At 59.3% G+C, this 20,397-nt stretch carries 25 protein-coding genes and 1 pseudogene; 20 read left to right on the top strand and 6 right to left on the bottom strand.

Going from position 1 to position 20,397, the window contains the following annotated elements; genetic code table 11:
• Positions 1-58: 58 nt before the first annotated feature.
• Positions 59-1,519: an IMP dehydrogenase gene (gene guaB / locus OOZ48_RS00130; RefSeq protein WP_269494003.1), complete on the top strand. Its 1,461-nt coding sequence runs from the start codon at positions 59-61 to the stop codon at positions 1,517-1,519.
• A 31-nt stretch (positions 1,520-1,550) separates the two neighbouring features.
• Here guaB and OOZ48_RS00125 read toward each other — a convergent pair whose 3' ends face one another.
• Positions 1,551-2,768: a YbfB/YjiJ family MFS transporter gene (locus OOZ48_RS00125; protein ID WP_269494000.1), complete on the bottom strand. Its 1,218-nt coding sequence runs from the start codon at positions 2,766-2,768 to the stop codon at positions 1,551-1,553.
• 127 nt (positions 2,769-2,895) lie between these two features.
• Here OOZ48_RS00125 and guaA point away from each other — a divergent pair, with 127 nt between their 5' ends.
• The 12 genes from guaA (at position 2,896) to OOZ48_RS00065 (ending at position 13,032) form a co-directional block, all read left to right on the top strand.
• Entirely contained in the window at positions 2,896-4,482 is a 1,587-nt protein-coding gene (guaA, locus tag OOZ48_RS00120) for a glutamine-hydrolyzing GMP synthase (protein WP_269495373.1), read from the top strand.
• A gap of 305 nt (positions 4,483-4,787) precedes the next feature.
• Complete coding sequence (locus tag OOZ48_RS00115) at positions 4,788-5,990, top strand: tyrosine-type recombinase/integrase (RefSeq protein ID WP_269493998.1); 1,203 nt, start codon at positions 4,788-4,790, stop codon at positions 5,988-5,990.
• 147 nt (positions 5,991-6,137) lie between these two features.
• The gene (locus tag OOZ48_RS00110; RefSeq protein WP_269493995.1) at positions 6,138-6,359 is read left to right on the top strand and encodes a helix-turn-helix transcriptional regulator; all 222 of its coding nucleotides are present in this window, start codon (positions 6,138-6,140) and stop codon (positions 6,357-6,359) included.
• A gap of 4 nt (positions 6,360-6,363) precedes the next feature.
• Positions 6,364-7,191 (top strand): helicase RepA family protein, encoded by an 828-nt coding sequence (locus OOZ48_RS00105; protein WP_269493992.1) that lies wholly within the window; start codon positions 6,364-6,366, stop codon positions 7,189-7,191.
• Entirely contained in the window at positions 7,178-8,062 is an 885-nt protein-coding gene (gene repC / locus OOZ48_RS00100) for a replication protein C, IncQ-type (protein WP_269493989.1), read from the top strand. Before OOZ48_RS00105 ends, repC begins: the two co-directional genes overlap by 14 nt.
• A gap of 983 nt (positions 8,063-9,045) precedes the next feature.
• A complete protein-coding gene (traJ, locus tag OOZ48_RS00095) occupies positions 9,046-9,417 on the top strand; it encodes a conjugal transfer transcriptional regulator TraJ (protein ID WP_094829806.1) in 372 nt (123 codons plus the stop codon).
• Between the two features lie 65 nt (positions 9,418-9,482).
• Entirely contained in the window at positions 9,483-9,680 is a 198-nt protein-coding gene (locus tag OOZ48_RS00090) for a FitA-like ribbon-helix-helix domain-containing protein (RefSeq protein WP_094829805.1), read from the top strand.
• A 113-nt stretch (positions 9,681-9,793) separates the two neighbouring features.
• Entirely contained in the window at positions 9,794-10,579 is a 786-nt protein-coding gene (gene trbJ, locus OOZ48_RS00085) for a P-type conjugative transfer protein TrbJ (RefSeq protein WP_269495372.1), read from the top strand.
• A gap of 12 nt (positions 10,580-10,591) precedes the next feature.
• The gene (trbK, locus tag OOZ48_RS00080) at positions 10,592-10,828 is read left to right on the top strand and encodes an entry exclusion lipoprotein TrbK (RefSeq protein WP_269493986.1); all 237 of its coding nucleotides are present in this window, start codon (positions 10,592-10,594) and stop codon (positions 10,826-10,828) included.
• A gap of 10 nt (positions 10,829-10,838) precedes the next feature.
• The gene (gene trbL, locus OOZ48_RS00075) at positions 10,839-12,494 is read left to right on the top strand and encodes a P-type conjugative transfer protein TrbL (RefSeq protein WP_094829840.1); all 1,656 of its coding nucleotides are present in this window, start codon (positions 10,839-10,841) and stop codon (positions 12,492-12,494) included.
• 4 nt (positions 12,495-12,498) lie between these two features.
• Complete coding sequence (locus OOZ48_RS00070; RefSeq protein WP_094829803.1) at positions 12,499-12,744, top strand: hypothetical protein; 246 nt, start codon at positions 12,499-12,501, stop codon at positions 12,742-12,744.
• 63 nt (positions 12,745-12,807) lie between these two features.
• Positions 12,808-13,032 (top strand): type I toxin-antitoxin system ptaRNA1 family toxin, encoded by a 225-nt coding sequence (locus OOZ48_RS00065; protein ID WP_269493983.1) that lies wholly within the window; start codon positions 12,808-12,810, stop codon positions 13,030-13,032.
• A 36-nt stretch (positions 13,033-13,068) separates the two neighbouring features.
• Here OOZ48_RS00065 and OOZ48_RS00060 read toward each other — a convergent pair whose 3' ends face one another.
• From OOZ48_RS00060 to OOZ48_RS00040, 5 genes are all read right to left on the bottom strand, one after another.
• Positions 13,069-13,272, bottom strand: a complete 204-nt coding sequence (locus OOZ48_RS00060) for a hypothetical protein (RefSeq protein WP_000131871.1) — start codon at positions 13,270-13,272, stop codon at positions 13,069-13,071.
• 115 nt (positions 13,273-13,387) lie between these two features.
• Positions 13,388-14,455: an ACR3 family arsenite efflux transporter gene (gene arsB, locus OOZ48_RS00055; RefSeq protein ID WP_094829800.1), complete on the bottom strand. Its 1,068-nt coding sequence runs from the start codon at positions 14,453-14,455 to the stop codon at positions 13,388-13,390.
• Positions 14,452-14,958: an arsenate reductase ArsC gene (locus OOZ48_RS00050; RefSeq protein ID WP_094829799.1), complete on the bottom strand. Its 507-nt coding sequence runs from the start codon at positions 14,956-14,958 to the stop codon at positions 14,452-14,454. Before OOZ48_RS00050 ends, arsB begins: the two co-directional genes overlap by 4 nt.
• Entirely contained in the window at positions 14,955-15,722 is a 768-nt protein-coding gene (gene arsH / locus OOZ48_RS00045) for an arsenical resistance protein ArsH (RefSeq protein WP_269493980.1), read from the bottom strand. The genes OOZ48_RS00050 and arsH overlap by 4 nt, the downstream gene beginning before the upstream one ends.
• The gene (locus OOZ48_RS00040; RefSeq protein ID WP_094829797.1) at positions 15,719-16,051 is read right to left on the bottom strand and encodes an ArsR/SmtB family transcription factor; all 333 of its coding nucleotides are present in this window, start codon (positions 16,049-16,051) and stop codon (positions 15,719-15,721) included. Before OOZ48_RS00040 ends, arsH begins: the two co-directional genes overlap by 4 nt.
• 429 nt (positions 16,052-16,480) lie before the next feature.
• Between OOZ48_RS00040 and chrA the strand changes: the two genes are divergently transcribed.
• The 7 genes and pseudogenes from chrA to OOZ48_RS00005 all read left to right on the top strand — a co-directional run.
• Complete coding sequence (gene chrA / locus OOZ48_RS00035; RefSeq protein ID WP_269493977.1) at positions 16,481-17,686, top strand: chromate efflux transporter; 1,206 nt, start codon at positions 16,481-16,483, stop codon at positions 17,684-17,686.
• A gap of 10 nt (positions 17,687-17,696) precedes the next feature.
• Entirely contained in the window at positions 17,697-18,002 is a 306-nt protein-coding gene (locus OOZ48_RS00030) for a PadR family transcriptional regulator (protein ID WP_134838266.1), read from the top strand.
• A gap of 108 nt (positions 18,003-18,110) precedes the next feature.
• Positions 18,111-18,335 carry a hypothetical protein gene (locus OOZ48_RS00025; RefSeq protein WP_094829794.1) on the top strand — a complete coding sequence of 75 codons (225 nt, stop codon included), beginning with the start codon at positions 18,111-18,113 and terminating at the stop codon, positions 18,333-18,335.
• 385 nt (positions 18,336-18,720) lie between these two features.
• Positions 18,721-18,939, top strand: coding sequence for a hypothetical protein (locus tag OOZ48_RS00020; RefSeq protein WP_269493974.1), 219 nt, complete (start codon positions 18,721-18,723; stop codon positions 18,937-18,939).
• Complete coding sequence (locus OOZ48_RS00015; RefSeq protein WP_269493971.1) at positions 18,936-19,517, top strand: zeta toxin family protein; 582 nt, start codon at positions 18,936-18,938, stop codon at positions 19,515-19,517. The genes OOZ48_RS00020 and OOZ48_RS00015 overlap by 4 nt, the downstream gene beginning before the upstream one ends.
• The gene (locus OOZ48_RS00010) at positions 19,514-19,705 is read left to right on the top strand and encodes a hypothetical protein (RefSeq protein ID WP_269493968.1); all 192 of its coding nucleotides are present in this window, start codon (positions 19,514-19,516) and stop codon (positions 19,703-19,705) included. The genes OOZ48_RS00015 and OOZ48_RS00010 overlap by 4 nt, the downstream gene beginning before the upstream one ends.
• Before the next feature lie 480 nt (positions 19,706-20,185).
• Positions 20,186-20,269 (top strand): annotated as a pseudogene (locus OOZ48_RS00005) (nucleotidyl transferase AbiEii/AbiGii toxin family protein); the annotation flags it as partial.
• Between the last annotated feature and the right edge of the window lie 128 nt (positions 20,270-20,397).

Raw genomic sequence — 20,397 nt, 5'->3', positions numbered from 1 at the left:
AGGCGCGGGAAAACCCTTTGCCGAGACGGTATAATCGATCTTTGTGCGGAGTTCATTCATGCGTCTGATCAAGAAAGCCCTGACCTTCGACGATGTGTTGCTGGTTCCGGCCTATTCCCAGGTGCTGCCGCGCGACACGCGCCTGGCCACCAATCTCACCCGCAGCATCCAGCTCAACATCCCCCTCGTATCCGCCGCCATGGACACGGTCACCGAGTCCGGCCTGGCCATCGCCATGGCCCAGGAAGGCGGGATCGGCATCATCCACAAGAACCTGGACGCGGACGCCCAGGCGCGCGAGGTGGCGCGGGTCAAGCGCCATGAATTCGGCATCGTCATCGACCCGGTCACCGTCACGCCCACGATGAAGGTGCGCGACGCCATCGCCTTGCAGCGCCAGCACGGCATTTCCGGCCTGCCGGTGGTCGAGGGCGGCAAGCTCGTCGGCATCGTCACCAACCGGGACCTGCGCTTCGAAGACCGCCTGGACGTGTCCTTGCGCGAGGTCATGACGCCGCAGGAACGCCTCGTCACCCTGCACGAGGGCGCCACCCTCGAGGAGGCCCAGGCCCTGATGCACCGCCATCGCCTCGAGCGCGTGCTGATCGTCAACGACAAGTTCCAGCTGCGCGGCCTGGCCACCGTCAAGGACATCGTCAAGAACACCGAGCACCCTCTCGCCAGCAAGGATTCCCAGGGCCAGCTGCGCGTGGGCGCGGCCGTCGGGGTGGCCGAGGGCACCGACGAGCGCGTGGAAAAACTCGCCGGCGCCGGCGTCGACGTCATCGTGGTCGACACCGCGCACGGCCATTCCGCCGGCGTGATCGAGCGCGTGCGCTGGGTCAAGAAACACTACCCCAACATCCAGGTCATCGGCGGCAATATCGCCACCGCCGCGGCCGCCCTGGCCCTGGTCGAGGCGGGCGCCGACGGCGTCAAGGTCGGCATCGGCCCGGGCTCCATCTGCACCACCCGCGTGGTGGCCGGCGTGGGCGTGCCGCAGATCACCGCCATCGCCGACGTGGCCAAGGCCCTGGAAGGCTCGGGCGTGCCCCTGATCGCCGACGGCGGCATCCGCTATTCCGGCGACGTGGCCAAGGCGCTGGCGGCGGGCGCCTCCACCTGCATGATGGGCTCGATGTTCGCCGGCACCGAGGAAGCCCCCGGCGAGGTCGTCCTGTTCCAGGGGCGGTCCTACAAATCCTATCGCGGCATGGGCAGCCTGGGCGCGATGGCCGACGGCTCGGCCGACCGCTACTTCCAGGACCCGGGCAACAATGTCGACAAGCTCGTGCCCGAAGGCATCGAGGCGCGCGTCCCCTACAAGGGCAGCGTGATCGCCATCATCTATCAGCTGGTCGGCGGCATCCGCGCCTCGATGGGCTATTGCGGCTGCGCCACCATCGGCGAGCTGCACGGCAAGGCCGAGTTCGTCGAGATCACCGCCGCGGGTGTGCGCGAATCGCACGTGCACGACGTGCAGATCACTAAAGAAGCCCCCAACTACCGCGCCGACTGAGGTCCATCCGACGGGCGTTTCAGGCCCGGCCTCATGCGGCCCGCCGTCCGCCTTGCAAGCGCAGGATGGGAATGACGCCGGCCACCAGGCCGGCCGCCCCCAGCACCAGCGCCAGTTCCAGGCCCGCATCGAACCACAGGTGCGTGAAGCTGAAAAACAAAGGCCCCACGAGCTGGCCGACGGCAAAGGAGGCGGTCATGGCCGCGATCTGAGTCTTGACCCATGGCGCGGCCACCCGCGCCTGGGCCTCCTGCAGGCCGACCATGGTGATCGCCATGAACGTACCGCCGACGCAGATCGCGGCCACCAGGATGGCCGCCAGGCTGTGGATCCAGACCGGCATCAGCACGCCGACGGCCATCACGACCTGCGCGCCGGCCCAGATTTCGCAGCGCGTGTAGCGGCGCAGCAGGCGGCCGGCGATCAGCGTCGCGACCGCCGACGCCACGCCGAACACCGGCCAGGCGAGGCTGAACAGCAGCGGGTCCGGCACCAGCATGCGCGCCTGCGCGGGCAGGAACGTCGCCGGCAGGATGTAGCCGAAGCCATAGACCCCATAGCACCAGATCAGGCCCCAGTGCAGGCCGGGACGGCCTGTGCGTCCAGGGCCCGCAGGCCCATCGGCGGCCACGGACGACGCCGCGCCCGATGGCGTCCGGCGGTCGGCGGCCGGGGACATCGCCGGTGCCGGCCGGGTCCAGAGCGCGGAGGCGCCCGCCAGGCCACACAGCGCCGCCAGCGCCAGCAGCAGCCACGCCTGCGGGGACGAGGCCTGGGCCAGGGCCAGCGCCATGCACACCAGGCCGGCAAAGGCGATGCCGCAGCCGACCCCGGCGAACACCACGCCGGCCTGCCCGGCGCGCCCGGCTGCATTGAGGCGTGCGATGCACAGCGCCGCCGTGCCGACCATGACCCAGGCGCCGGCCGCCCCCGCCAGGAAGCGCCACAGCAGCCAGGCCAGCCAGTGGCCCGTCACGCCCATGGCCGCCGTCGTCAGCACCACAGTCCACAGGCCGCGGCGCAGCAGCGCGTCGGCGGGCCACGGCAGCCGGGCGGCCACCAGGGCGCCCGCCAGATAGCCCAGATAGTTGGCGCTGGCAAGCCAACCCCCTTGGGCCAGGGACATCCCCTGGTCCGCCTGCATCATCGGCAGCACCGGCGTAAAAGCGAAGCGGCCGATCCCCATGGCGACGGCCAGCGCCAATAGCCCCGCCAGCGGCAGGGGCAGCGTGATGGATTTCAAAGTCATGCGACGATCTCCTCTTGGCCTCTAATGTAACGGCCCGCCAGGCGTCGCGCCAGGGCGAGCAGGGCAGCGCGGACGAGGGCGCCATGGGTTACATTAACGCCTTGAATCCTCCTTCCCCTTGCCCATCATGCATCAGCGCATCCTCATCCTCGACTACGGTTCCCAAGTCACCCAACTGATCGCCCGCCGCGTGCGCGAGGCCGGTGTCTATTGCGAGATCCATCCGGGCGACGTGGACGACGGATTCATCGCGGATCAGGCGGGGCTCAAGGGCATCATCCTGTCAGGCAGCCATGCCTCGGCCTATGCCGAGGAATCGCTGAAGGTGCCGGCGGCGGTCTTTGCCGCCGGCGTGCCGGTGCTGGGCATCTGCTACGGCATGCAATCCATGGCCATGCAGTTGGGTGGGCAGGTCGAATTTTCCGATCACCGGGAATTCGGCTATGCCGAGGTCCGCGCCCATGGCCATACGCGATTGCTGGACGGCATCGAGGATTTCCGCACGGCCGAAGGTCACGGCATGCTGAAAGTCTGGATGAGCCATGGCGATCGCGTCACCGCCTTGCCGCCCGGCTTCAAGCTCATGGCCTCGACCCCGACTTGCGCGATTGCCGGCATGGCCGACGAGGCGCGCGGATTCTACGCCGTGCAGTTCCATCCCGAGGTCACGCACACCGTGCAGGGCCAGGCCATGCTCGAGCGTTTCGTCACCGACATCTGTGGCTGCGCGCGGGATTGGAACATGCCCGACTACGTCACCGAGGCCGTCGAGCGCATTCGCCGGCAGGTCGGCGACGACGAGGTCATTCTGGGCCTGTCCGGCGGCGTCGACTCATCGGTCGCGGCCGCCCTGATCCACCAGGCCATCGGCGACCAGCTGACCTGCGTGTTCGTCGACCACGGCCTGCTGCGCCTGAACGAGGCCCAACAGGTCATGGACACCATGGCCAGCCACCTGGGCATCAAGGTCATGCACATCGACGCCAGCGTCCAGTTCATGGGCAAGCTCGCCGGCGTGTCCGACCCCGAGGCCAAGCGCAAGATCATCGGCCGCGAGTTCGTCGAGCTGTTCCAGGTCGAGGCCGGCAAGCTCCAAAACGCCCGCTGGCTGGCGCAGGGCACCATTTATCCCGACGTCATCGAATCGGCGGCCAGCAAGACCGGCAAGGCCGTCGCCATCAAATCCCACCACAACGTGGGCGGCCTGCCCGAGACCCTCAACCTGAAACTGTTGGAGCCCCTGCGCGAGCTGTTCAAGGACGAGGTGCGCAAGCTCGGCGTGGCCCTGGGCCTGCCGCCCGTCATGGTGTACCGCCATCCCTTCCCCGGGCCCGGCCTGGGCGTGCGCATCCTGGGCGAGGTCAAGCAGGAATACGCCGACCTGCTGCGCCGCGCCGACGACATCTTCATCCAGGAACTGCGCGCCACCATCGAGCCCAACAGCGGCAAGAGCTGGTACGACCTGACCTCGCAGGCCTTCGCCGTCTTCCTGCCGGTGAAATCCGTAGGCGTCATGGGCGACGGCCGCACCTACGACTACGTCGTGGCCCTGCGCGCCGTGCAGACCTCGGACTTCATGACCGCGGATTGGGCCGAACTGCCGTATGCGCTGCTGAAAAAGGTATCGTCGCGCATCATCAACGAGGTGCGCGGCATCAACCGGGTGACGTACGACGTGTCGAGCAAGCCGCCGGCGACGATTGAGTGGGAATGATCCCGCGTCTGGCACGGTCAGGCATCTGAAGGCATAAAAAGCCGCTAAGCCCGCGTAATTGCGGGCTTTTTTATATTTTTGTCTGGCACGATCTGGCAACTGGAGGAAGCGTCAAGCACCGTTTGAGCATGGCATTAAAGCTGGTACTATCCGTTGATGATGCCATGGTTGATGCCGATACCATGCTGCATTTTCTTATGTGTTCATGGTATTGAATTTTGATAACTTGTTGTTTTGTATAGAAAAAACGATGCAAATTTGGCGTTTTTTCAGCATGGTATCGAGAATGAAGAAGGACACGCTACATGCTGACCGATACCAAGCTGCGAAATCTCAAGCCCAGGGACAAGCTCTACAAGGTGAATGACCGAGAAGGTCTCTATGTGGCCGTGACTCCAGCCGGCTCCATCTCGTTTCGTTACAACTACTCAATCAACGGACGGCAGGAGACCATCACCTTTGGTCGATATGGCGTCGGTGGCATCACCTTGGCTGAAGCCCGTGAGCAGTTGAATGACGCCAAGAAGATGGTTGCGGCTGGCAAGTCGCCGGCCAAGGAGAAGGCCCGTGACAAGGCGCGAGTTAAAGATGCGGAGACGTTTGGTGCCTGGGCGGAAAAGTGGCTGCGTGGCTACCAGATGGCCGACTCCACCCGCGATATGCGCCGTTCGGTCTATGAGCGTGAGCTGAAGCCGAAATTCAGCAATCAGAAGTTGGTGGAGATCACCCACGAAGACTTGCGGGCGCTGACTGATGCCATTGTTGAGCGAGGCGCACCGGCCACCGCCGTTCATGTGCGTGAAATCGTGTTGCAGGTATTTCGCTGGGCCATCGAGCGTGGGCAGAAGGTCGAAAACCCGGCAGAACTGGTGCGCCCAACAAGCATCGCCCGGTTCGAGCCGCGCGACCGCGCGTTGACGCCGGAAGAAATTGGGCTGATGTACCAGTACATGGAGCGGGTTGGTACAAGCCCAACAAATCGTGCGGCGGCCAAGCTGCTTTTGCTGACCATGGTGCGCAAAAGCGAGCTGACCAATGCAACCTGGAGCGAGATCAATTTCAGCGAGGCGTTGTGGACGATTCCGAAGGAGAGGATGAAGCGCCGTAACCCGCACCTGGTATTTCTGTCCCAGCAGGCTCTGGATATTTTCATTGCCCTGAAAACCTTTGCGGGTGGTTCCGACTTCGTTTTGCCATCACGGTACGACTCGGATGCGCCGATGAGCGCTGCCACACTCAACCAAGTGTTGACCCTGACTTACAAGGCGGCGCAGAAAGATGGGAAGTCACTTGCCAAGTTCGGGCCGCACGATTTGCGGCGCACAGCCAGTACGCTGTTGCATGAGGCGGGCTACAACACCGACTGGATTGAGAAGTGTTTGGCGCACGAGCAGAAGGGTGTCAGAGCCGTCTACAACAAGGCTGAATACCGTGAGCAGCGGGCAGCGATGTTGCAGGATTGGGCGGATATGGTTGACGAGTGGACTTTGGGAGGCAATAAGGGTTGATGTTTTTGCTATCTTTGATAGCATTGAACTTGATGCCATGATTTCACAAATAAGGCCGCCACTGGCATCGGGCAGGTCAATTACCGATTAGCTGCTTCGCGCAGCTACTCGATGAATAGCAACTATTCATTTGAGAGGTATTGACCCATGCAAAATATCAAGACCCTCATCAACAGGAAGAAGCTCCTGGAGATGATCCCGCTTTCGACACGAACAATTTATAACCTGGAGCAGCGAGGGGAGTTTCCACGCCGCATCGCGCTTACCAGTAGAAACGTCGCTTGGGATTTGTCAGAGGTCGAAAAGTGGATTGAGACACGTAAATCATCGGGCGATCAAGCTGCGCGACCTGGCCCTATAGAGGGCTAGTTATATGGCTCTTGATCTTATGGCGGCTTTCACGGAATTGCCGCCACCCATTGATTATGTTCTGCCTAATATGGTTGCAGGCACTGTTGGTGCTCTTGTATCGCCTGGTGGGGCTGGTAAATCAATGTTGGCCCTTCAATTGGCTGCACAGATTGCTGGGGGGCCTGATTTACTTGAAATAGGCGAGTTTCCCACCGGGCAAGTGGTCTATCTGCCTGCTGAAGATCCACCGTCGGCTATTCACCATCGTCTGCACGCCCTTGGGGCGCACCTCAGCGCCGCAGAACGGCAAGCTGTGGCTGATGGTTTGCTCATTGAACCCTTGATCGGTAAATGCCCCAACATCATGGTTGCTAGCTGGTTCGATGCCCTCAATCGAGCCGCTGAAGGTCGTCGCTTGATGATCTTGGACACTTTGCGACGCTTCCACATCGAGGAGGAGAACGCTAGCGGGCCGATGGCGCAGGTTGTGGGGCACATGGAGGCTATAGCCGCGGATACAGGCTGCTCCATTGTGTTTCTGCACCACGCGAGCAAAAGCGCAGCCATGATGGGGTCGGGCGATCAACAGCAGGCCAGTCGTGGATCGTCCGTACTGGTCGATAACATCCGTTGGCAATCGTACCTATCCGGCATGACGCAAGGCGAGGCCGAGATACTGGGGGTCGATGATTGTCAGCGCGGGTATTTTGTCCGCTTTGGCGTCAGCAAGGCCAACTATGGCGCGCCTTTTCAAGAACTCTGGTTTAGACGGCACGACGGCGGCGTGTTGAAGCCTGCTGTACTGGAGCGGCAGTGCAAGGTGAAAAGGAGGCCGCGTGAAGAAGCCTAAGCATAACTTGACCCACGTTCGGCATGATCCCGCGCACTGTTTGGCACCTGGTCTGTTTCGTAGCCTCAAGCGTGGCGAGCGCAAACGGGGCAAGCTGGACGTGACCTACACCTTTGGTGAAGGCGAATCCATGCGCTTCGTTGGTTTCGAACCTCTTGGGGCCGATGACATGCGCCTTCTGCAAGGCATCGTGGCCCTTGGCGGGCCGAACGGCATCTTGCTGACCCCGGAACCGACCAGTGAGACCGGGCGACAGCTACGGCTATTCCTTGAGCCACGTTTCGAAGCCATTGAGCAAGACGGCTTGGTGGTTCGTGAGAGCCTGACCAAGCTGCTCTCAGAAACGGGCATGACGGATAGCGGCGACAACATCAAGGCGCTCAAAGCCAGCCTGCTACGCATGTCGAACGTCACCATCCTTGTGACGAAGGGACGGCGGCAAGCCGCGTTCCACCTGATGAGCCACGCTTTTGACGAGGCGGACGGCAGGCTATGGGTTGCCCTGAATCCGCGCATTGCCGAAGCGATCCTGGGGCATCGTCCATATGCCCGTATCGACATGGCGGAAGTGCGGGTGCTAAAGACTGATCCGGCACGGCTGATGCATCAACGGCTATGCGGCTGGATCGACCCCGGCAAATCCGGGCGCGTGGAGGTGGACACGCTTTGCGGCTATGTCTGGCCAGATGAAGTCACCAACCCCAACACACTTAAAACACGCCGCCAGACCGCTCGTAAGGCTCTGGCCGAAGTTGCCGCCGTGGGTTGGATAGTAAACGAGTACGCCAAGGGAAAATGGGAAATCAAGAGGCCTGGCCACACGGCAACAGCACCTATTTACCGTCGTAACACCACCCGCCTACCGTCGTAACGTCACCCTTTCACCGTCGTAACGCCACCCGTCCCGATCTGGAAAACCCAGATGGGGTAAGGCTTTGCGGGGAGTTTGAGAAATCCATCCAAGATTATCTAAAGATAATCCATCATGCGCGGTGCAGCTCGCGCCTTGAGGGCGCGTTCTGACCTTGCCAATAAAGCCCTGGCGGGCTTTCTCAATCGGCCATAGGCCGATGGTTTAACGCCAAGAAGAGAAAAGGTGGCTATTGTGGCTTCTGAGACGCCTTGTGAGCGGTGAAAGCAATCAGGGTGTCCTGCCCCATGTTCTGAAGCCGAAAGTGTCGCTAGCAGCGCTGGAGGGCTGCTGTGTGCGCTTATGAATTCTCTATGTCGAGACTCTAACCCAAGATTTCAAATGATCTGGCAATGTTTATCTATCCGGTAAGAATAATAAGAAGATTATTATTCTTATTATTACCAAACAGGAATAAGCCGTGCTGCTGGATACGCATAGCCGGTAACCTGCGTGAAGGTGTCAACATCCGGAAAGATTGCCCCTCAAATATCAATACGTCGCCTTAGTGGTATGACGGGAAGGGCGGCAAATTTCTCGTGTTCATTGACACTTGAGGGGCGGGCTATGCCTTCCTTCTTGGCGTTCAACTCGCCCTATTGGGGCGGGTGGTGTTTTTCGATTTCTAGCATTCTGGATTCCGATTTGAAGCCGATTTAACAGCGATTCTCAAGCAGCTATACCGATTACATACCGATTCTTTGGCGATTACATCTGTGTTGCCAGTAATCGATGTTAGTTTGAGGATAAGTAGCCCGTTGTTCGATATCCGTTAGAGTTGCGATAGTGGTTGAGATGCGGGCAGGATGGGTGAAGTTAGCTAACCGGCAAGCCGGTTATCTATCTTCACTATCCCTTATTCGCGCCGGGGGCACTCAACGGGAATCCTGCTCTGCGAGGCAACCAGCTACCGCCGGCAAAGAAGCAACAAGCGAGGTTGGACGATGGAGGAATACGAAAAGCAAGCGGGCCGGAAGCGCCGCCACCACCTACGGGTGCCGGTGTTCCCGGATGAGAAAGAAGAGATCGAACGCCAAGCCCGGCAGGCGGGCTTGAGTGTTGCGCGCTACTTGCGCGAAGTCGGCCAGGGCTACGAAATCAAGGGCATCACCGACTACGAGCGCGTGCGCGAACTGGCCCGCATCAATGGCGACCTTGGCCGACTTGGTGGCCTGCTGAAACTCTGGCTGACCGATGACGTGCGGACGGCCAACTTTGGCGAGGCGACCATCTTGGCGCTGCTGGGCCGGATCGAGGCTACCCAGGACGAAATGGGGCAGGTCATGAAAAGTGTGGTTCGGCCAAGTAGAAAGTAATCAACGGTTGATATTTTTGATTGCTTTGATAGCATAACTGTTTGGTACACCAAAAGGGAAGTGATATGGCCAATGTGCTAATCAGAAACTTGCCCGCCGAGGTGCACCGAGCGTTGAAGGTTCGAGCAGCGCTAAATGAGAGGAGCACCGACGCGGAAATACGCGAAATACTGACAGCGGCAGTACAACCGTTGGAGCTGGATGAGATTAGCCGGGAAGTTGGGCTGAGTGAATCGAAACCAGCGAAGAAAGTTCTGACTTGATGCCGTGATCTTATAAAAAAGGCCGCCCACCGGCATCGGGCTGGTCAATTACCGAATAGTGCATAGTGCAGCTACTCGATGAATAGCAACTATTCATTTGAGAGGTAATGACCATGCGAAACAGCCGAATTTTAGCGGCTAAAAAAACCGCTCTAGCCGTTGCGCTCGCAACTGGCTTTATCACCACTATCAGCATCGCCCCTGTTCAGGCTGGCATCCCTGTCATCGACGGCGGCAACCTGACTCAGAACATCATGACTGCCATCGAGTCTGTAGCGCAGACGCTCAAACAGATTGAGCAGTATCAGACCCAATTGCAGCAGTACGAAAACCAACTGCAAAACACGATGGCCCCGGCCGCGTATATCTGGGATCAGGCGCAGACCACCATCAACCGATTGATGGCGGCTCAGAACACCCTGGCGTATTACGAAAACCAGCTTGGCAGCCTGGACAACTACCTGGCCAAGTTCCAGGACGTGGCCTATTACCGTTCATCCCCTTGCTTTAACGGCACCGCCGGTTGCACACCCGCCGAACAGGCCGCAATGGCTGAAAACCGCCGCCTGGCGTCCGAGTCGCAAAAGAAGGCCAATGATGCCCTGTTTCAGACCGTGGCCGACCAGCAAAAGGCGTTGAGGGATGACGCCCGTACCCTGGAGCGGCTGCAAGGCGCGGCCCAGGGCGCAACTGGCCAGCTACAGGCCATCGGCTACGCCAACCAGCTTGCCAGCCAGCAGGCCAACCAGCTCTTGCAGATTCGCACCATGTTGACCGCTCAACACAATGCAGAGGCGGCCCGGATTGCCGCAGAACTCGATACCGAGGCGCGAGGTGATGCCAGGGCCGAGCAAATGCGTACCTGGACGTTTCGCCCGAGTCCGGCAGACAACTACTAGGGAGATGGTGCGATGAAAAAAATCTTATTTACTGCGGCGGCTGCGGTGCTGTTGTTGGCTGGATGTGAACAGGAAAGGATGCCCGAACCAAACGCGGCGACGTGCGCCCCTGATGCGTTCCAGGCAGCATTGAACGAAACGCGCAGCGAAGCGAACCGAGCGGCTTTTACCGAGGAATGCAGAGCATTCCAGAAGGCCAAACAAATGCGCCAGTGGGAGTTCAAGCCCAGCCCTAAAGACAATTATTGAGGTGGCCGACATGGTTAAAAAAATTGTTTTTGGTGGCCTGATGGTGGCCGTTACTGCGGCGTTAGCTGAACCGGCGATGGCGCAGGAACTTAGCAGTAGCGGTGTCATGAATGACGTCCTGGAGCGTTTTCACACTACGGCATCAACCTGGGGGCCTGCCATTGAAGCTGCCGCATCCCGGTTGTTCTGGACGCTGGTAGTGATTTCGATGGTCTGGACATTTGGCCAGATGGCCTTGCGCAAGGCCGACATTGGCGAGTTCTTCGCGGAGTTCGTCCGGTTCACGATCTTCACCGGCTTTTTCTGGTGGCTGCTGACGAATGCCACTACCGGCATGAATATCGCTGGAACGATGGTTGAGTCCTTGCAAATGCTGGGAGCGCAGGCAGGTGGTTTGTCTGATAGCAAGCTGGGGCCATCAAGCATCCTCGACTTGGGTTTTGAGCTGTATCACAAAACAGTACAGGCCACGTCGGAATTGGGGTGGCGACAGTTCGCAACGGCCTTGGTCATGGAGTTGTTGGCCATTGCTGTGTTGATCGTCATGGCATTGATCGCGATTAACCTACTGCTGGTCATGGCATCGGCTTGGATTCTGATGTATGCCGGCATTTTCTTTCTCGGATTTGGTGGGTCGCGTTGGACTTCCGACATGGCCATCAACTACTACAAAACCGTGTTGGGCGTGGCCGCGCAGCTCATGGCGATGGTGCTGCTGGTCGCAATTGGCAAGCAGTTCATCAATCACTATTACGCGCAAATCAGCGAGGGTGTGACCTCTCAAGAGCTGGCCGTTATGTTGGTGATTGCTTTGATATTGCTGTTCCTGGTCAACAAGGTTCCTTCGATGATTTCCGGGATTGTGACGGGCGCGAGCCTGGGCGCTATCGGTGGAGCGGGTAGCTTCGGTGCAGGCGCAGCTATGGGGGCTGCAATGACAGCGGCAAGCATGGCCACCGGCGGCGCAGCAATGGCTGGTAAGGCCGTGATGGGAGCTGCTACCGGGGCTGTGGGCGGCGCATCGGCCATCCAGGCGGCATTCCAGAAAGCATCAGCCTCGATGGGCGCCGGTAGCGATATGCCCAGCATGGGGTCGATAGCCAACAGTGGCAGCAGCAGCGGCGGTGGTGAGGCTGATACGGCTGGCAGTTCACCGTTTGCCCAGGCAGCAGGCTTTAGCGACAGCGGTAGCAGCTCAAGTGGTGGCGGTTTTGCCAGGGCGGCGAAGCTGGCCGCTGGTACTGCATCCGAGCTGGCCAAGGGTGTCGGTTCTCAAATGCAGCAAGGGTTCCAGGAGCGGGTAGCAGAGACAACCGGCGGAAAACTGGCGGCTGGAATCAGGGCCAGTATGGAGCCAGGAGAAAACACGGCGCAGAGCACCGAAGGGCAGGACTTTGGTGGCAACAGCCTTGGCGGTGATGCTGGCAGTTCCGGCAAACCAAGTGGCGGCGGCTGGATAAATCAAACCGGCGGATTCAACGCGCTGTCAGAGTCCGACCAGGCGCAAGCAATGGCGTCTCATGCCGAATGGCAGGCCAAGAGTGAGGGCAATACGTTCGGAGTCGAGGACTACGTTTCATATGCCCAGGAGCGGCAGCAGGAGCGGAATTCCGAGGTTGCTGGTTTCGTGAATCCTAACACTGACAACAACGAAGGAAGGAGCTAGACCAATGACAACACCTTACATGGCCGCATTGGCGGCCCTGGATGAAACGCCAAGGGAAGAAGCTGGCCAAGCGTTTGTTTCGCCGCTGGGCGAACAATCGACCGAAGTTGATAGAGAGGCAGAAGCGGCGGCTTTTGCTGCACGGCCAGACCCTATGCGAGAGCTTGAAGCCAAGCCGGTACCCATCGAGGGCAAGGCGCGCAGTAATCAGCGGTCGGCATTCGCGGAGGCGGCGGGTCTATACCTGTAGGCGCACCGGGCTGGCCACAACCAGCCCGGCACTTTCAATCAACACCTATTGGAGAGGTGAATCATGACAACACAACATCTTATCGAACCGGGGTATGTCGTGCACCAGGCGGCGGCGATCTTAGCTTCCTTGGAGTATATCGACCAGGCCGCAGCGCAGAGTCTGGGGCCAGTGGCCGAAGCCGTCGCCAACGCTTTCATGGTGGTGTACTACCAAGCTGAAACGGGCCGGGCGGCACAGGCTGATTTTCAAGAAGCAATGAACGCCTTGCGCCAAGCGTGCAGCTAATGACGAAAAGGCGGCCACTCGAACTGGCCGCCTTTTTCAATCTTCACTGTTTGGCCATTCCCGACCCACAGACGGCGCATCCATCCATTCGCGTTCCTCCGGCGGCAGCGGGTAAGCCCCGGATGCTTCCGCGTCGGCCAGTAGTTCGGCCAGTGTGTAGCGCACCCGGCCAGTGGAAACGGCGCGGGCCGGGTCGGCCTTCTCATGCAGCCTGTTCTCTAGGTTCTTTGGGTCTGTCATCGGGCGACCTCATCAAGCATGGATATTAGGTGTTCCAGGTCAGTGATCGAATGCGCCTGGAAGCGGCCGGCGCGGCAATCTGCAATCATTTCCTCAGTTTTTTCCCTACTCATGTTCAACCTCGTTCGTACCAGCTCTTCGAACGATTCACCACGCGCACGACCAGCAGCATCACCGGCACTTCGACCAGGACGCCGACCACGGTTGCCAATGCAGCACCGGAGTGCAGACCGAACAAGCTGATGGCGGCCGCCACGGCCAGCTCGAAGAAGTTGCTGGCACCGATCAGGGCCGAAGGACAGGCGACAGAGTGCTTTTCCCCCGCCCGCTTGTTCAGCCAGTAGGCTAACCCGGAATTGAAGAACACTTGAATCAAGATCGGCACGGCCAGCATGGCGATCACTAACGGCTGCCAGATGATGGCCTCGCCCTGGAAGGCGAACAGTAGAACCAACGTCAGCAGCAGCGCGGCCATCGACCACGGCCCGATCTTCTGCATGGCCCGTTCAAAGGCGGTCTGTCCTTGCTTGAGCAGATGCCGCCGCAAGAGCTGCGCCAGGATCACCGGCACGATGATGTAGAGCACGACCGAAATCAGCAGCGTGTCCCAAGGCACCGAGATCGAGGACATGCCCAGCAGCAGGCCGACGATGGGCGCGAAGGCCACGATCATGATGGCGTCGTTCAGAGCCACTTGCGAGAGCGTGAAAAGCGGGTCGCCGTTGGTAAGGCGGCTCCACACGAACACCATTGCCGTGCAGGGCGCGGCGGCCAGCAAGATCAAGCCCGCGATGTAGCTGTCCAGTTGATCGGCCGGCAGGAACGGAGCGAACACTTGTCGGATGAACAGCCATCCCAGCAGGGCCATCGAGAATGGCTTGACGGCCCAATTCACGAACAGCGTGACGCCGATGCCGCGCCAATGCTCTTTGACCTGGTGCAGCGCCCCGAAGTCGATCTTGACCAGCATCGGGACGATCATTACCCAAATCAGCAGGCCCACCGGCAAATTGACCTGGGCCACTTCCATGCGGCCGATGGCCTGGAACACGTCAGGAAGGCCTTGGCCGAGCGCAACGCCGGCGGCGATGCACAGGGCCACCCACAGCGTCAGGTAACGCTCGAAGCCGCTCATCGGGGCCTGGCGCGGCTTCGCGGCGATGGCCTGTGCGCCGGCGCTCATGCTTCCTGCTCGGTCTTGCCGATGTTCGCCAGCTCGCGCTTGATGGCCGTCTGGTCAAGCATTTTGAGAGGCAGATTCACGAATAGGCGGACGCGGTTCATCATGTGCCGGAAGGTTTGTTCGAAGGCCCGGCGCTTCTCGTCGTCAGTGCCTTCGACGGCGGCCGGGTCTTCAAATCCCCAATGCGCCGAGATCGGCTGACCAGGCCACACCGGACACATTTCGCCGGCGGCGTTGTCGCAGACGGTGATGATGAAGTCCATCTTCGGTGCGTCGGGCGTGGCGTACTCGTCCCAGCTCTTGCTGCGCAGATTCTCGGTCGGGTAATTCACCGACTCCACCTTTTCGACGGCGAAGGGATTGACCTTGCCGGTTGGGTGACTGCCGGCGCTGTAGGCGCGGAAGCGCCCTTGCCCCATCGTGTTGATGAGAGCTTCGGCCATGATGCTGCGCGCCGAATTGCCGGTGCAGAGGATGAGGACGTTATAGATTCTTTCGGTCATGATGTTTCGCTTTCTGGTAGTGCCTGGGGAGCAATGGCGATGGATGAAAGATCGGTGGCCTGGTCGATGACGTGGCCGGCCGCTTTCCGTTCGGAATAGCGGTCTGTCAGTGCTTCACGGTGCGGTCGTACCAGCGCCGTGAAGCGCACCAGTTCTTCCATCACATCGGCTATTCGGTCGTAGTACGGCGAGGGCTTCATGCGGCCCGCCGCGTCGAACTCTTGGAACGCTTTGGCGATACTCGACTGGTTCGGAATGGTGAACATCCGCATCCAGCGGCCGAGCAGACGCAAGGTGTTCACGGCGTTGAAGCTCTGCGAGCCGCCGGATACCTGCATCACGGCCAGGGTGCGGCCTTGGGTCGGCCGGATGCCGGCCATTTCAAGCGGCAGATGGTCAATCTGCGCCTTCATGACACTGGTGATCTGACCGTGGCGTTCCGGGCTGCACCAGACTTGTCCCTCTGACCACTCGGACAGGGCGCGCAGCTCCTTGACGGCCGGGTGATCGTCGCTTTGCACTTGATCGGGCAACGGCAAATCGGACGGGTCGAAGATGCGTGTTTTTGCGCCAAAGAATTGTAGCAGCCGGGCCGCTTCCTCGACGGCCAGCCGTGAGAACGAGCGGGCGCGCAGCGAGCCATACAGCAGCAGGATACGCACCGGCGGGGCGTCGGGTGCCAGCCCGAGCGCCGGGCGCTCGATGGCAAAGGATTTGTTCAAAGCGGGCAAAGAATCGGGGTCGGAAAGATGGCGAAGCCTCATGCCAACACCTTCCCGGCTTCCGTGGTGCAAGACAGGTTGCACACCTGGCCGCCGCAGCAGTTTTCCGTGAGAAAGGCCACCAGGTTAGTGGCCGTCGAAAAGTTCGCCTCGTAGATCACAAACCGGCCTTCTTGCCGCGACGTGACCATGCCGGCGTGTGCCAGCTCTTTCAGGTGGAAGGATAGCGAAGACGGCGGGATGCCGGCCGCTTCGCTGATTTTTCCGGCGGCCATGCCGGCGGGACCGGCCTGGACGAGCAGCCGGAACACCGCGAGGCGCGATTCTTGAGCGAGGGCCGCCAGAGCGGCAACAGCATTTATCGTTTCCATATTTCAATAATAGTCGAAATTATGGGTATACTCAACAGCTCATTTAAGTGGTCGAAATGAGCTAGGCGCATGTCATTTTTAGAAGACGACTGCACCAGTTGATTGGGTGTAGCGGCTGTGCGCCAAGCGAGGTGAGCGTGGCGACCGACACTCCACGGATTGCCGGGCCATCAACTCGAACTTGAAGAGATTGTTGGCGGAATGCACCACAACAGTCGCCGCTATGGCTAATAGCAATGGGAAGAACAATGTGAACACCGGCATTAGTATCGTTCCTAAGCCGAAGCCTGAGAATAAGGTCAGCCCAGATGTCAGTAGGGTCGCAAGTCCGATCAGAACGAGCTCCATGATGCGTACCTTTCTTTGTCGTATTTCGTTATCGAAATTCGATTATTATGGTCTAACGAAACCAGAAATCAAGATGCGACCATGACCGGTACCACGAAGACTGACCACAGCCCGTGGGCTGTTTTTCTGATCTTTCTCCGATTGGGCCTGACCTCTTTCGGAGGCCCGATTGCCCATTTGGGCTACTTTCGCTATGAGTTTGTGACGCGGCGACAGTGGCTGACCGAGCGCAGCTATGCGGATTTGGTCGCCCTTTGCCAATTCCTGCCGGGGCCGGCCAGCAGTCAGGTCGGCATCGCGCTCGGGCTCTCCCGATCCGGCTATGCCGGGGCCGTGGCCGCGTGGGCGGGCTTCACGTTGCCGTCGGCGATTGTGTTGATCCTGTTTGCGTTGGGAATGGCCAGTTACGGGGATGCGATGCCGTCAGGCGTACTGCACGGTTTGAAGGTGGTGGCCGTGGCGGTGGTCGCGCAAGCCGTATGGGGGATGGCTCGCAATCTCTGTCCAGACGCACCCCGCATCACCATCATGGCGGCGGCGACCTGCTTTGTGCTTCTGGTGCCGTCTGCCTGGGGACAGGTGGGGGTCATCGCCATTGCAGCGATTATTGGCCTGTTGTTGTTCAAACCTCAGCAGGGCGCTGCGCATGACCCGTTGCCGATTGCCATGCGGCGTCGCGTCGGTTTGTTCTGGCTGACGCTGTTCTTTGTTCTACTGATCGGGTTGCCGTTTTTGACAGCCATGTTCCCGAATCAGACGCTGGCTATGGTGGATTCCTTCTACCGGGCCGGATCGCTGGTCTTTGGTGGCGGACATGTCGTGTTACCGCTGCTGCAAGCCGAAGTGGTGCCTTCTGGCTGGGTCAGCAATGTCGCATTTCTGGCAGGCTACGGTGCCGCGCAGGCCGTCCCTGGCCCTCTGTTCACCTTCGCGGCGTTTCTCGGTGCTTCGATGAACCAGGCACCCTCCGGCTGGTTGGGGGGCTTGGTCTGCCTGCTAGCGATCTTTGCGCCGTCCTTCCTGCTGATCGTGGGTGCCTTGCCGTTCTGGGAACGTCTGCGCCGCAACACCCGCACGCAAGCGGCGTTGCTGGGCATCAATGCGGCCGTGGTTGGTCTGCTGCTGGCCGCCCTCTATCAACCAGTATGGACGAGCGCGATTCATGCGCCGCAAGACTTCGGCTTGGCCCTTGTGGCATTGGTTGCCCTGATGTTCTGGAAGCTGCCGCCATGGCTGGTCGTGGTTGGCAGTGGTATCGTGGGCTGGTTGTTGAGCGTGACCCTGTGAGGTTCCGAGCATGACCGACAAAGACCTTTACGGCGGGTTGATCCGTTTGCACATCCTGCATCACGCAGCCGAAGAACCCATCTTCGGCCTCGGCATCATCGAAGAGCTACGCCACCACGGCTACGAGCTTAGTGCCGGGACGCTATACCCCATGCTGCACGGTTTGGAAAAGAAGGGTTATCTCACTTCTCGGCATGAGCGCACCGGTCGACGGGATCGACGGATGTATGAGATCACCGAGCAAGGCCGCGTGGCGCTGACCGATGCCAAAGCCAAGGTCAAGGAGCTATTCGGCGAACTGATTGAAGGAAAATGATGTGCTCACGGTTTCAGTGCAGTTGACTTCTAATAGTCTGTGCAGCCGTCTTCTGAAGCCGACAGCGCTGACCGCTGTCGGCCAGGATGAACGCCAGGAGAAAAGGGCATGACGAAGCTGCATCAGAGCGATGAGCCGTTTTTCATCACTGAGGAAGCCGAGGCCGAAATGATCGCTGGTGGCTACGAGTTCGAGCCGCCGCCCATCTCTTGCACTATCCGCCTGCGCGACGTGCTCGAGGATATGAGCGATGCCGAGCTGGCATTGCAGCCGGGCGAGATTGCCGACCAGGAGCGCGAACGTCGGCAGAACGAGCAATTTTCAGTCGGATAAATTAGGCATGGTATTTTTCATGGCATTGGATTGATTTGTTTTTACAAGATAATGAAATATAAGTGTATTAATATTCTATTGATAATAGAGTGGGAGTGAGATTGTTTTATAATCTATTGATTTTATTGTAAAAATATCGAATCAATAACGATGTTTATCGCATCATCAATGGCATTTTTTATGGCATGAAGAGAAGGTGCCATTGAAAGAGACACCGATACCATGATCAGCTAAACGGCGCTGGCATGGTATCGGGAGGACGAGGTATCCAAGGCCGTCGCCGGTGCGGTGGGGCTTTACATAGAACATCGCCCTTGTACTCCTTTTGCTGTAGCTCTGAGGTTTGTGTTAGATTGCACTTTCGATGTAACACATGGGCCAAACCATGAATCAATCCACCTTCACGTTTCGTGTGGACGAGCAACTGAAGAACGAATTCACTGAAATCGCCAAGGCGGGAGACGTCAGCGGTGCACAGCTGTTGCGGGCCTTCATGCGCGATTACGTCCGAACCCAGAAGCAGGCACCTGATCACGATGCTTGGTTTCGTGAGCAAATGCGGTTGGATGTGCAAGTGGCCAATGCGGGTGATTTGCAGGTATGAGTCTGACGCCCACCTGCTGGATCATTGCAGGCCCCAATGGCGCAGGAAAAACAACCTTTGCACTGGACTACCTCCCGGCGGTCGCCCAATGCCAGACGTTCATCAATGCCGACCTGATTGCTGCGGGGCTGTCACCCTTGAATCCCGAGCGTGAGCAGTTGGCTGCGTCCAAGCTGTATCTGGCGGAAATCGACCGGTGCGAACGAGCGCGCCAGGACTTCGCTTTTGAGACAACTTTGTCTGGACGTGGTTACCTGCGGCTGGTGGATCGCTTGATGCAAAGCGGCTGGCGTGTCGAGATGTCATACTTGGCCTTACCCAATGTGCAGCTGTCTCATGACCGGGTGGCCGAGCGTGTCGCTCACGGCGGCCACAGTATCCCGGCGCAGGCGATTGAACGACGTTTTGCCCGGAGCTTGCGCAACTTGTTTGAACTGTATGCCCACCGGGTCAGCCTGACGCGCTGCTACCTGAACAGCTTGGATGACCCAGCTCTTGTGTTTACTCAGCAGGGGAATCGTGTTGAAATTTTTGATGATGCCGTCTATCGGCACTTACGCAGTGAGGCGGGCCTATGAGTCTCCAATATGACGAAGACACGCGCAAGGCACTGGAAAGCCTACGCAATTCCGTGGCCAAGGCACTGGATCGCAAGCGCCGCCTAGGCCAGTACGCCGTGGTGTGGAAGGATGGTAAATCCGTTTACATCGGGCCGAATCCACCTGATTCGAAGGAAGCGACGCGTAGCGAACCAGCACTGCGCTGAACGGATGTTGTTCAAGATGGTATTCGATGGGCGCCAAGCCGAAGGTAATAACTGCCACTCCTCGTATGCGTGGCCCCGAAAAACCCACGGGCAAGATGCACCTTCCCACCAATGGGAATTGGATGGCCGAAGAGCGTCAATAAATTCCTGAGCCGTTGCTGCCACCGCTACTTCGATGCCTTCATAGGCATTTGTCCAATCAATAGCCAACTCAATTCTCTCCAATTGACAGGTTTTCCATCCTTCGGCTACGGCAGGTGCCTGATGGGCAGCGTTGGGCTGCGATGTTAGAGAATGGAACAATAGGTCGCTAAGGCTTTGGTTGTCTGAACCAGTCCTTGCCGGAATAGGATCTCCAGATAATGGTCGACGTCGATAGGTGGATTCTTGAGTTGTGCTCGCTGGCGTTGCGCGGCGGCTACTACCGCAGCCGCATCAAGATCGAAGAGATTCTCCACAAATTCGTCGGGATGTTGAGGCCCGTTCTGGACGCTGGGCGGTGGAACGGTGCTGATGTTTCGGTACCGACACCGGCTGAGTAAAGACATCGACATCTTCGTGCCGGGGGGGTGCGGACAAAATCTTGGACTACTCTAGGAGTGGTTCATGTATTCGTACGAAGACCGATTGCGCGCCGTGAGGCTGTACCTGAAGCTTGGCCGTCGGGTCAAAGCCACAATCCGTCAACTGGG

The organism is Castellaniella sp. S9, from assembly GCF_027257175.1.
In the GTDB taxonomy this organism is placed as follows: Bacteria; Pseudomonadota; Gammaproteobacteria; order Burkholderiales; family Burkholderiaceae_B; genus Castellaniella.
Note: the sequence above shows the minus strand (reverse complement) of the source record. Positions and strands in the feature narration are given on the sequence as shown.

What these genes read in the sequence shown, in the direction of transcription:
- arsH (WP_269493980.1), bottom strand. Translation starts at nt 15,722, where the DNA reads ATGAGGCTTCGCCATCTTTCCGACCCCGATTCTTTGCCCGCTTTGAAC.
- OOZ48_RS00065 (WP_269493983.1), top strand. Translation starts at nt 12,808, where the DNA reads ATGACAACACAACATCTTATCGAACCGGGGTATGTCGTGCACCAGGCG.
- OOZ48_RS00015 (WP_269493971.1), top strand. Translation starts at nt 18,936, where the DNA reads ATGAGTCTGACGCCCACCTGCTGGATCATTGCAGGCCCCAATGGCGCA.
- OOZ48_RS00070 (WP_094829803.1), top strand. Translation starts at nt 12,499, where the DNA reads ATGACAACACCTTACATGGCCGCATTGGCGGCCCTGGATGAAACGCCA.
- traJ (WP_094829806.1), top strand. Translation starts at nt 9,046, where the DNA reads ATGGAGGAATACGAAAAGCAAGCGGGCCGGAAGCGCCGCCACCACCTA.
- OOZ48_RS00060 (WP_000131871.1), bottom strand. Translation starts at nt 13,272, where the DNA reads ATGACAGACCCAAAGAACCTAGAGAACAGGCTGCATGAGAAGGCCGAC.
- trbJ (WP_269495372.1), top strand. Translation starts at nt 9,794, where the DNA reads ATGCGAAACAGCCGAATTTTAGCGGCTAAAAAAACCGCTCTAGCCGTT.
- OOZ48_RS00125 (WP_269494000.1), bottom strand. Translation starts at nt 2,768, where the DNA reads ATGACTTTGAAATCCATCACGCTGCCCCTGCCGCTGGCGGGGCTATTG.
- OOZ48_RS00115 (WP_269493998.1), top strand. Translation starts at nt 4,788, where the DNA reads ATGCTGACCGATACCAAGCTGCGAAATCTCAAGCCCAGGGACAAGCTC.
- OOZ48_RS00030 (WP_134838266.1), top strand. Translation starts at nt 17,697, where the DNA reads ATGACCGACAAAGACCTTTACGGCGGGTTGATCCGTTTGCACATCCTG.
- OOZ48_RS00010 (WP_269493968.1), top strand. Translation starts at nt 19,514, where the DNA reads ATGAGTCTCCAATATGACGAAGACACGCGCAAGGCACTGGAAAGCCTA.
- trbL (WP_094829840.1), top strand. Translation starts at nt 10,839, where the DNA reads ATGGTTAAAAAAATTGTTTTTGGTGGCCTGATGGTGGCCGTTACTGCG.
- arsB (WP_094829800.1), bottom strand. Translation starts at nt 14,455, where the DNA reads ATGAGCGCCGGCGCACAGGCCATCGCCGCGAAGCCGCGCCAGGCCCCG.
- trbK (WP_269493986.1), top strand. Translation starts at nt 10,592, where the DNA reads ATGAAAAAAATCTTATTTACTGCGGCGGCTGCGGTGCTGTTGTTGGCT.
- OOZ48_RS00090 (WP_094829805.1), top strand. Translation starts at nt 9,483, where the DNA reads ATGGCCAATGTGCTAATCAGAAACTTGCCCGCCGAGGTGCACCGAGCG.
- OOZ48_RS00110 (WP_269493995.1), top strand. Translation starts at nt 6,138, where the DNA reads ATGCAAAATATCAAGACCCTCATCAACAGGAAGAAGCTCCTGGAGATG.
- guaB (WP_269494003.1), top strand. Translation starts at nt 59, where the DNA reads ATGCGTCTGATCAAGAAAGCCCTGACCTTCGACGATGTGTTGCTGGTT.
- OOZ48_RS00050 (WP_094829799.1), bottom strand. Translation starts at nt 14,958, where the DNA reads ATGACCGAAAGAATCTATAACGTCCTCATCCTCTGCACCGGCAATTCG.
- OOZ48_RS00025 (WP_094829794.1), top strand. Translation starts at nt 18,111, where the DNA reads ATGACGAAGCTGCATCAGAGCGATGAGCCGTTTTTCATCACTGAGGAA.
- OOZ48_RS00020 (WP_269493974.1), top strand. Translation starts at nt 18,721, where the DNA reads ATGAATCAATCCACCTTCACGTTTCGTGTGGACGAGCAACTGAAGAAC.
- OOZ48_RS00040 (WP_094829797.1), bottom strand. Translation starts at nt 16,051, where the DNA reads ATGGAAACGATAAATGCTGTTGCCGCTCTGGCGGCCCTCGCTCAAGAA.
- guaA (WP_269495373.1), top strand. Translation starts at nt 2,896, where the DNA reads ATGCATCAGCGCATCCTCATCCTCGACTACGGTTCCCAAGTCACCCAA.
- OOZ48_RS00105 (WP_269493992.1), top strand. Translation starts at nt 6,364, where the DNA reads ATGGCTCTTGATCTTATGGCGGCTTTCACGGAATTGCCGCCACCCATT.
- chrA (WP_269493977.1), top strand. Translation starts at nt 16,481, where the DNA reads ATGACCGGTACCACGAAGACTGACCACAGCCCGTGGGCTGTTTTTCTG.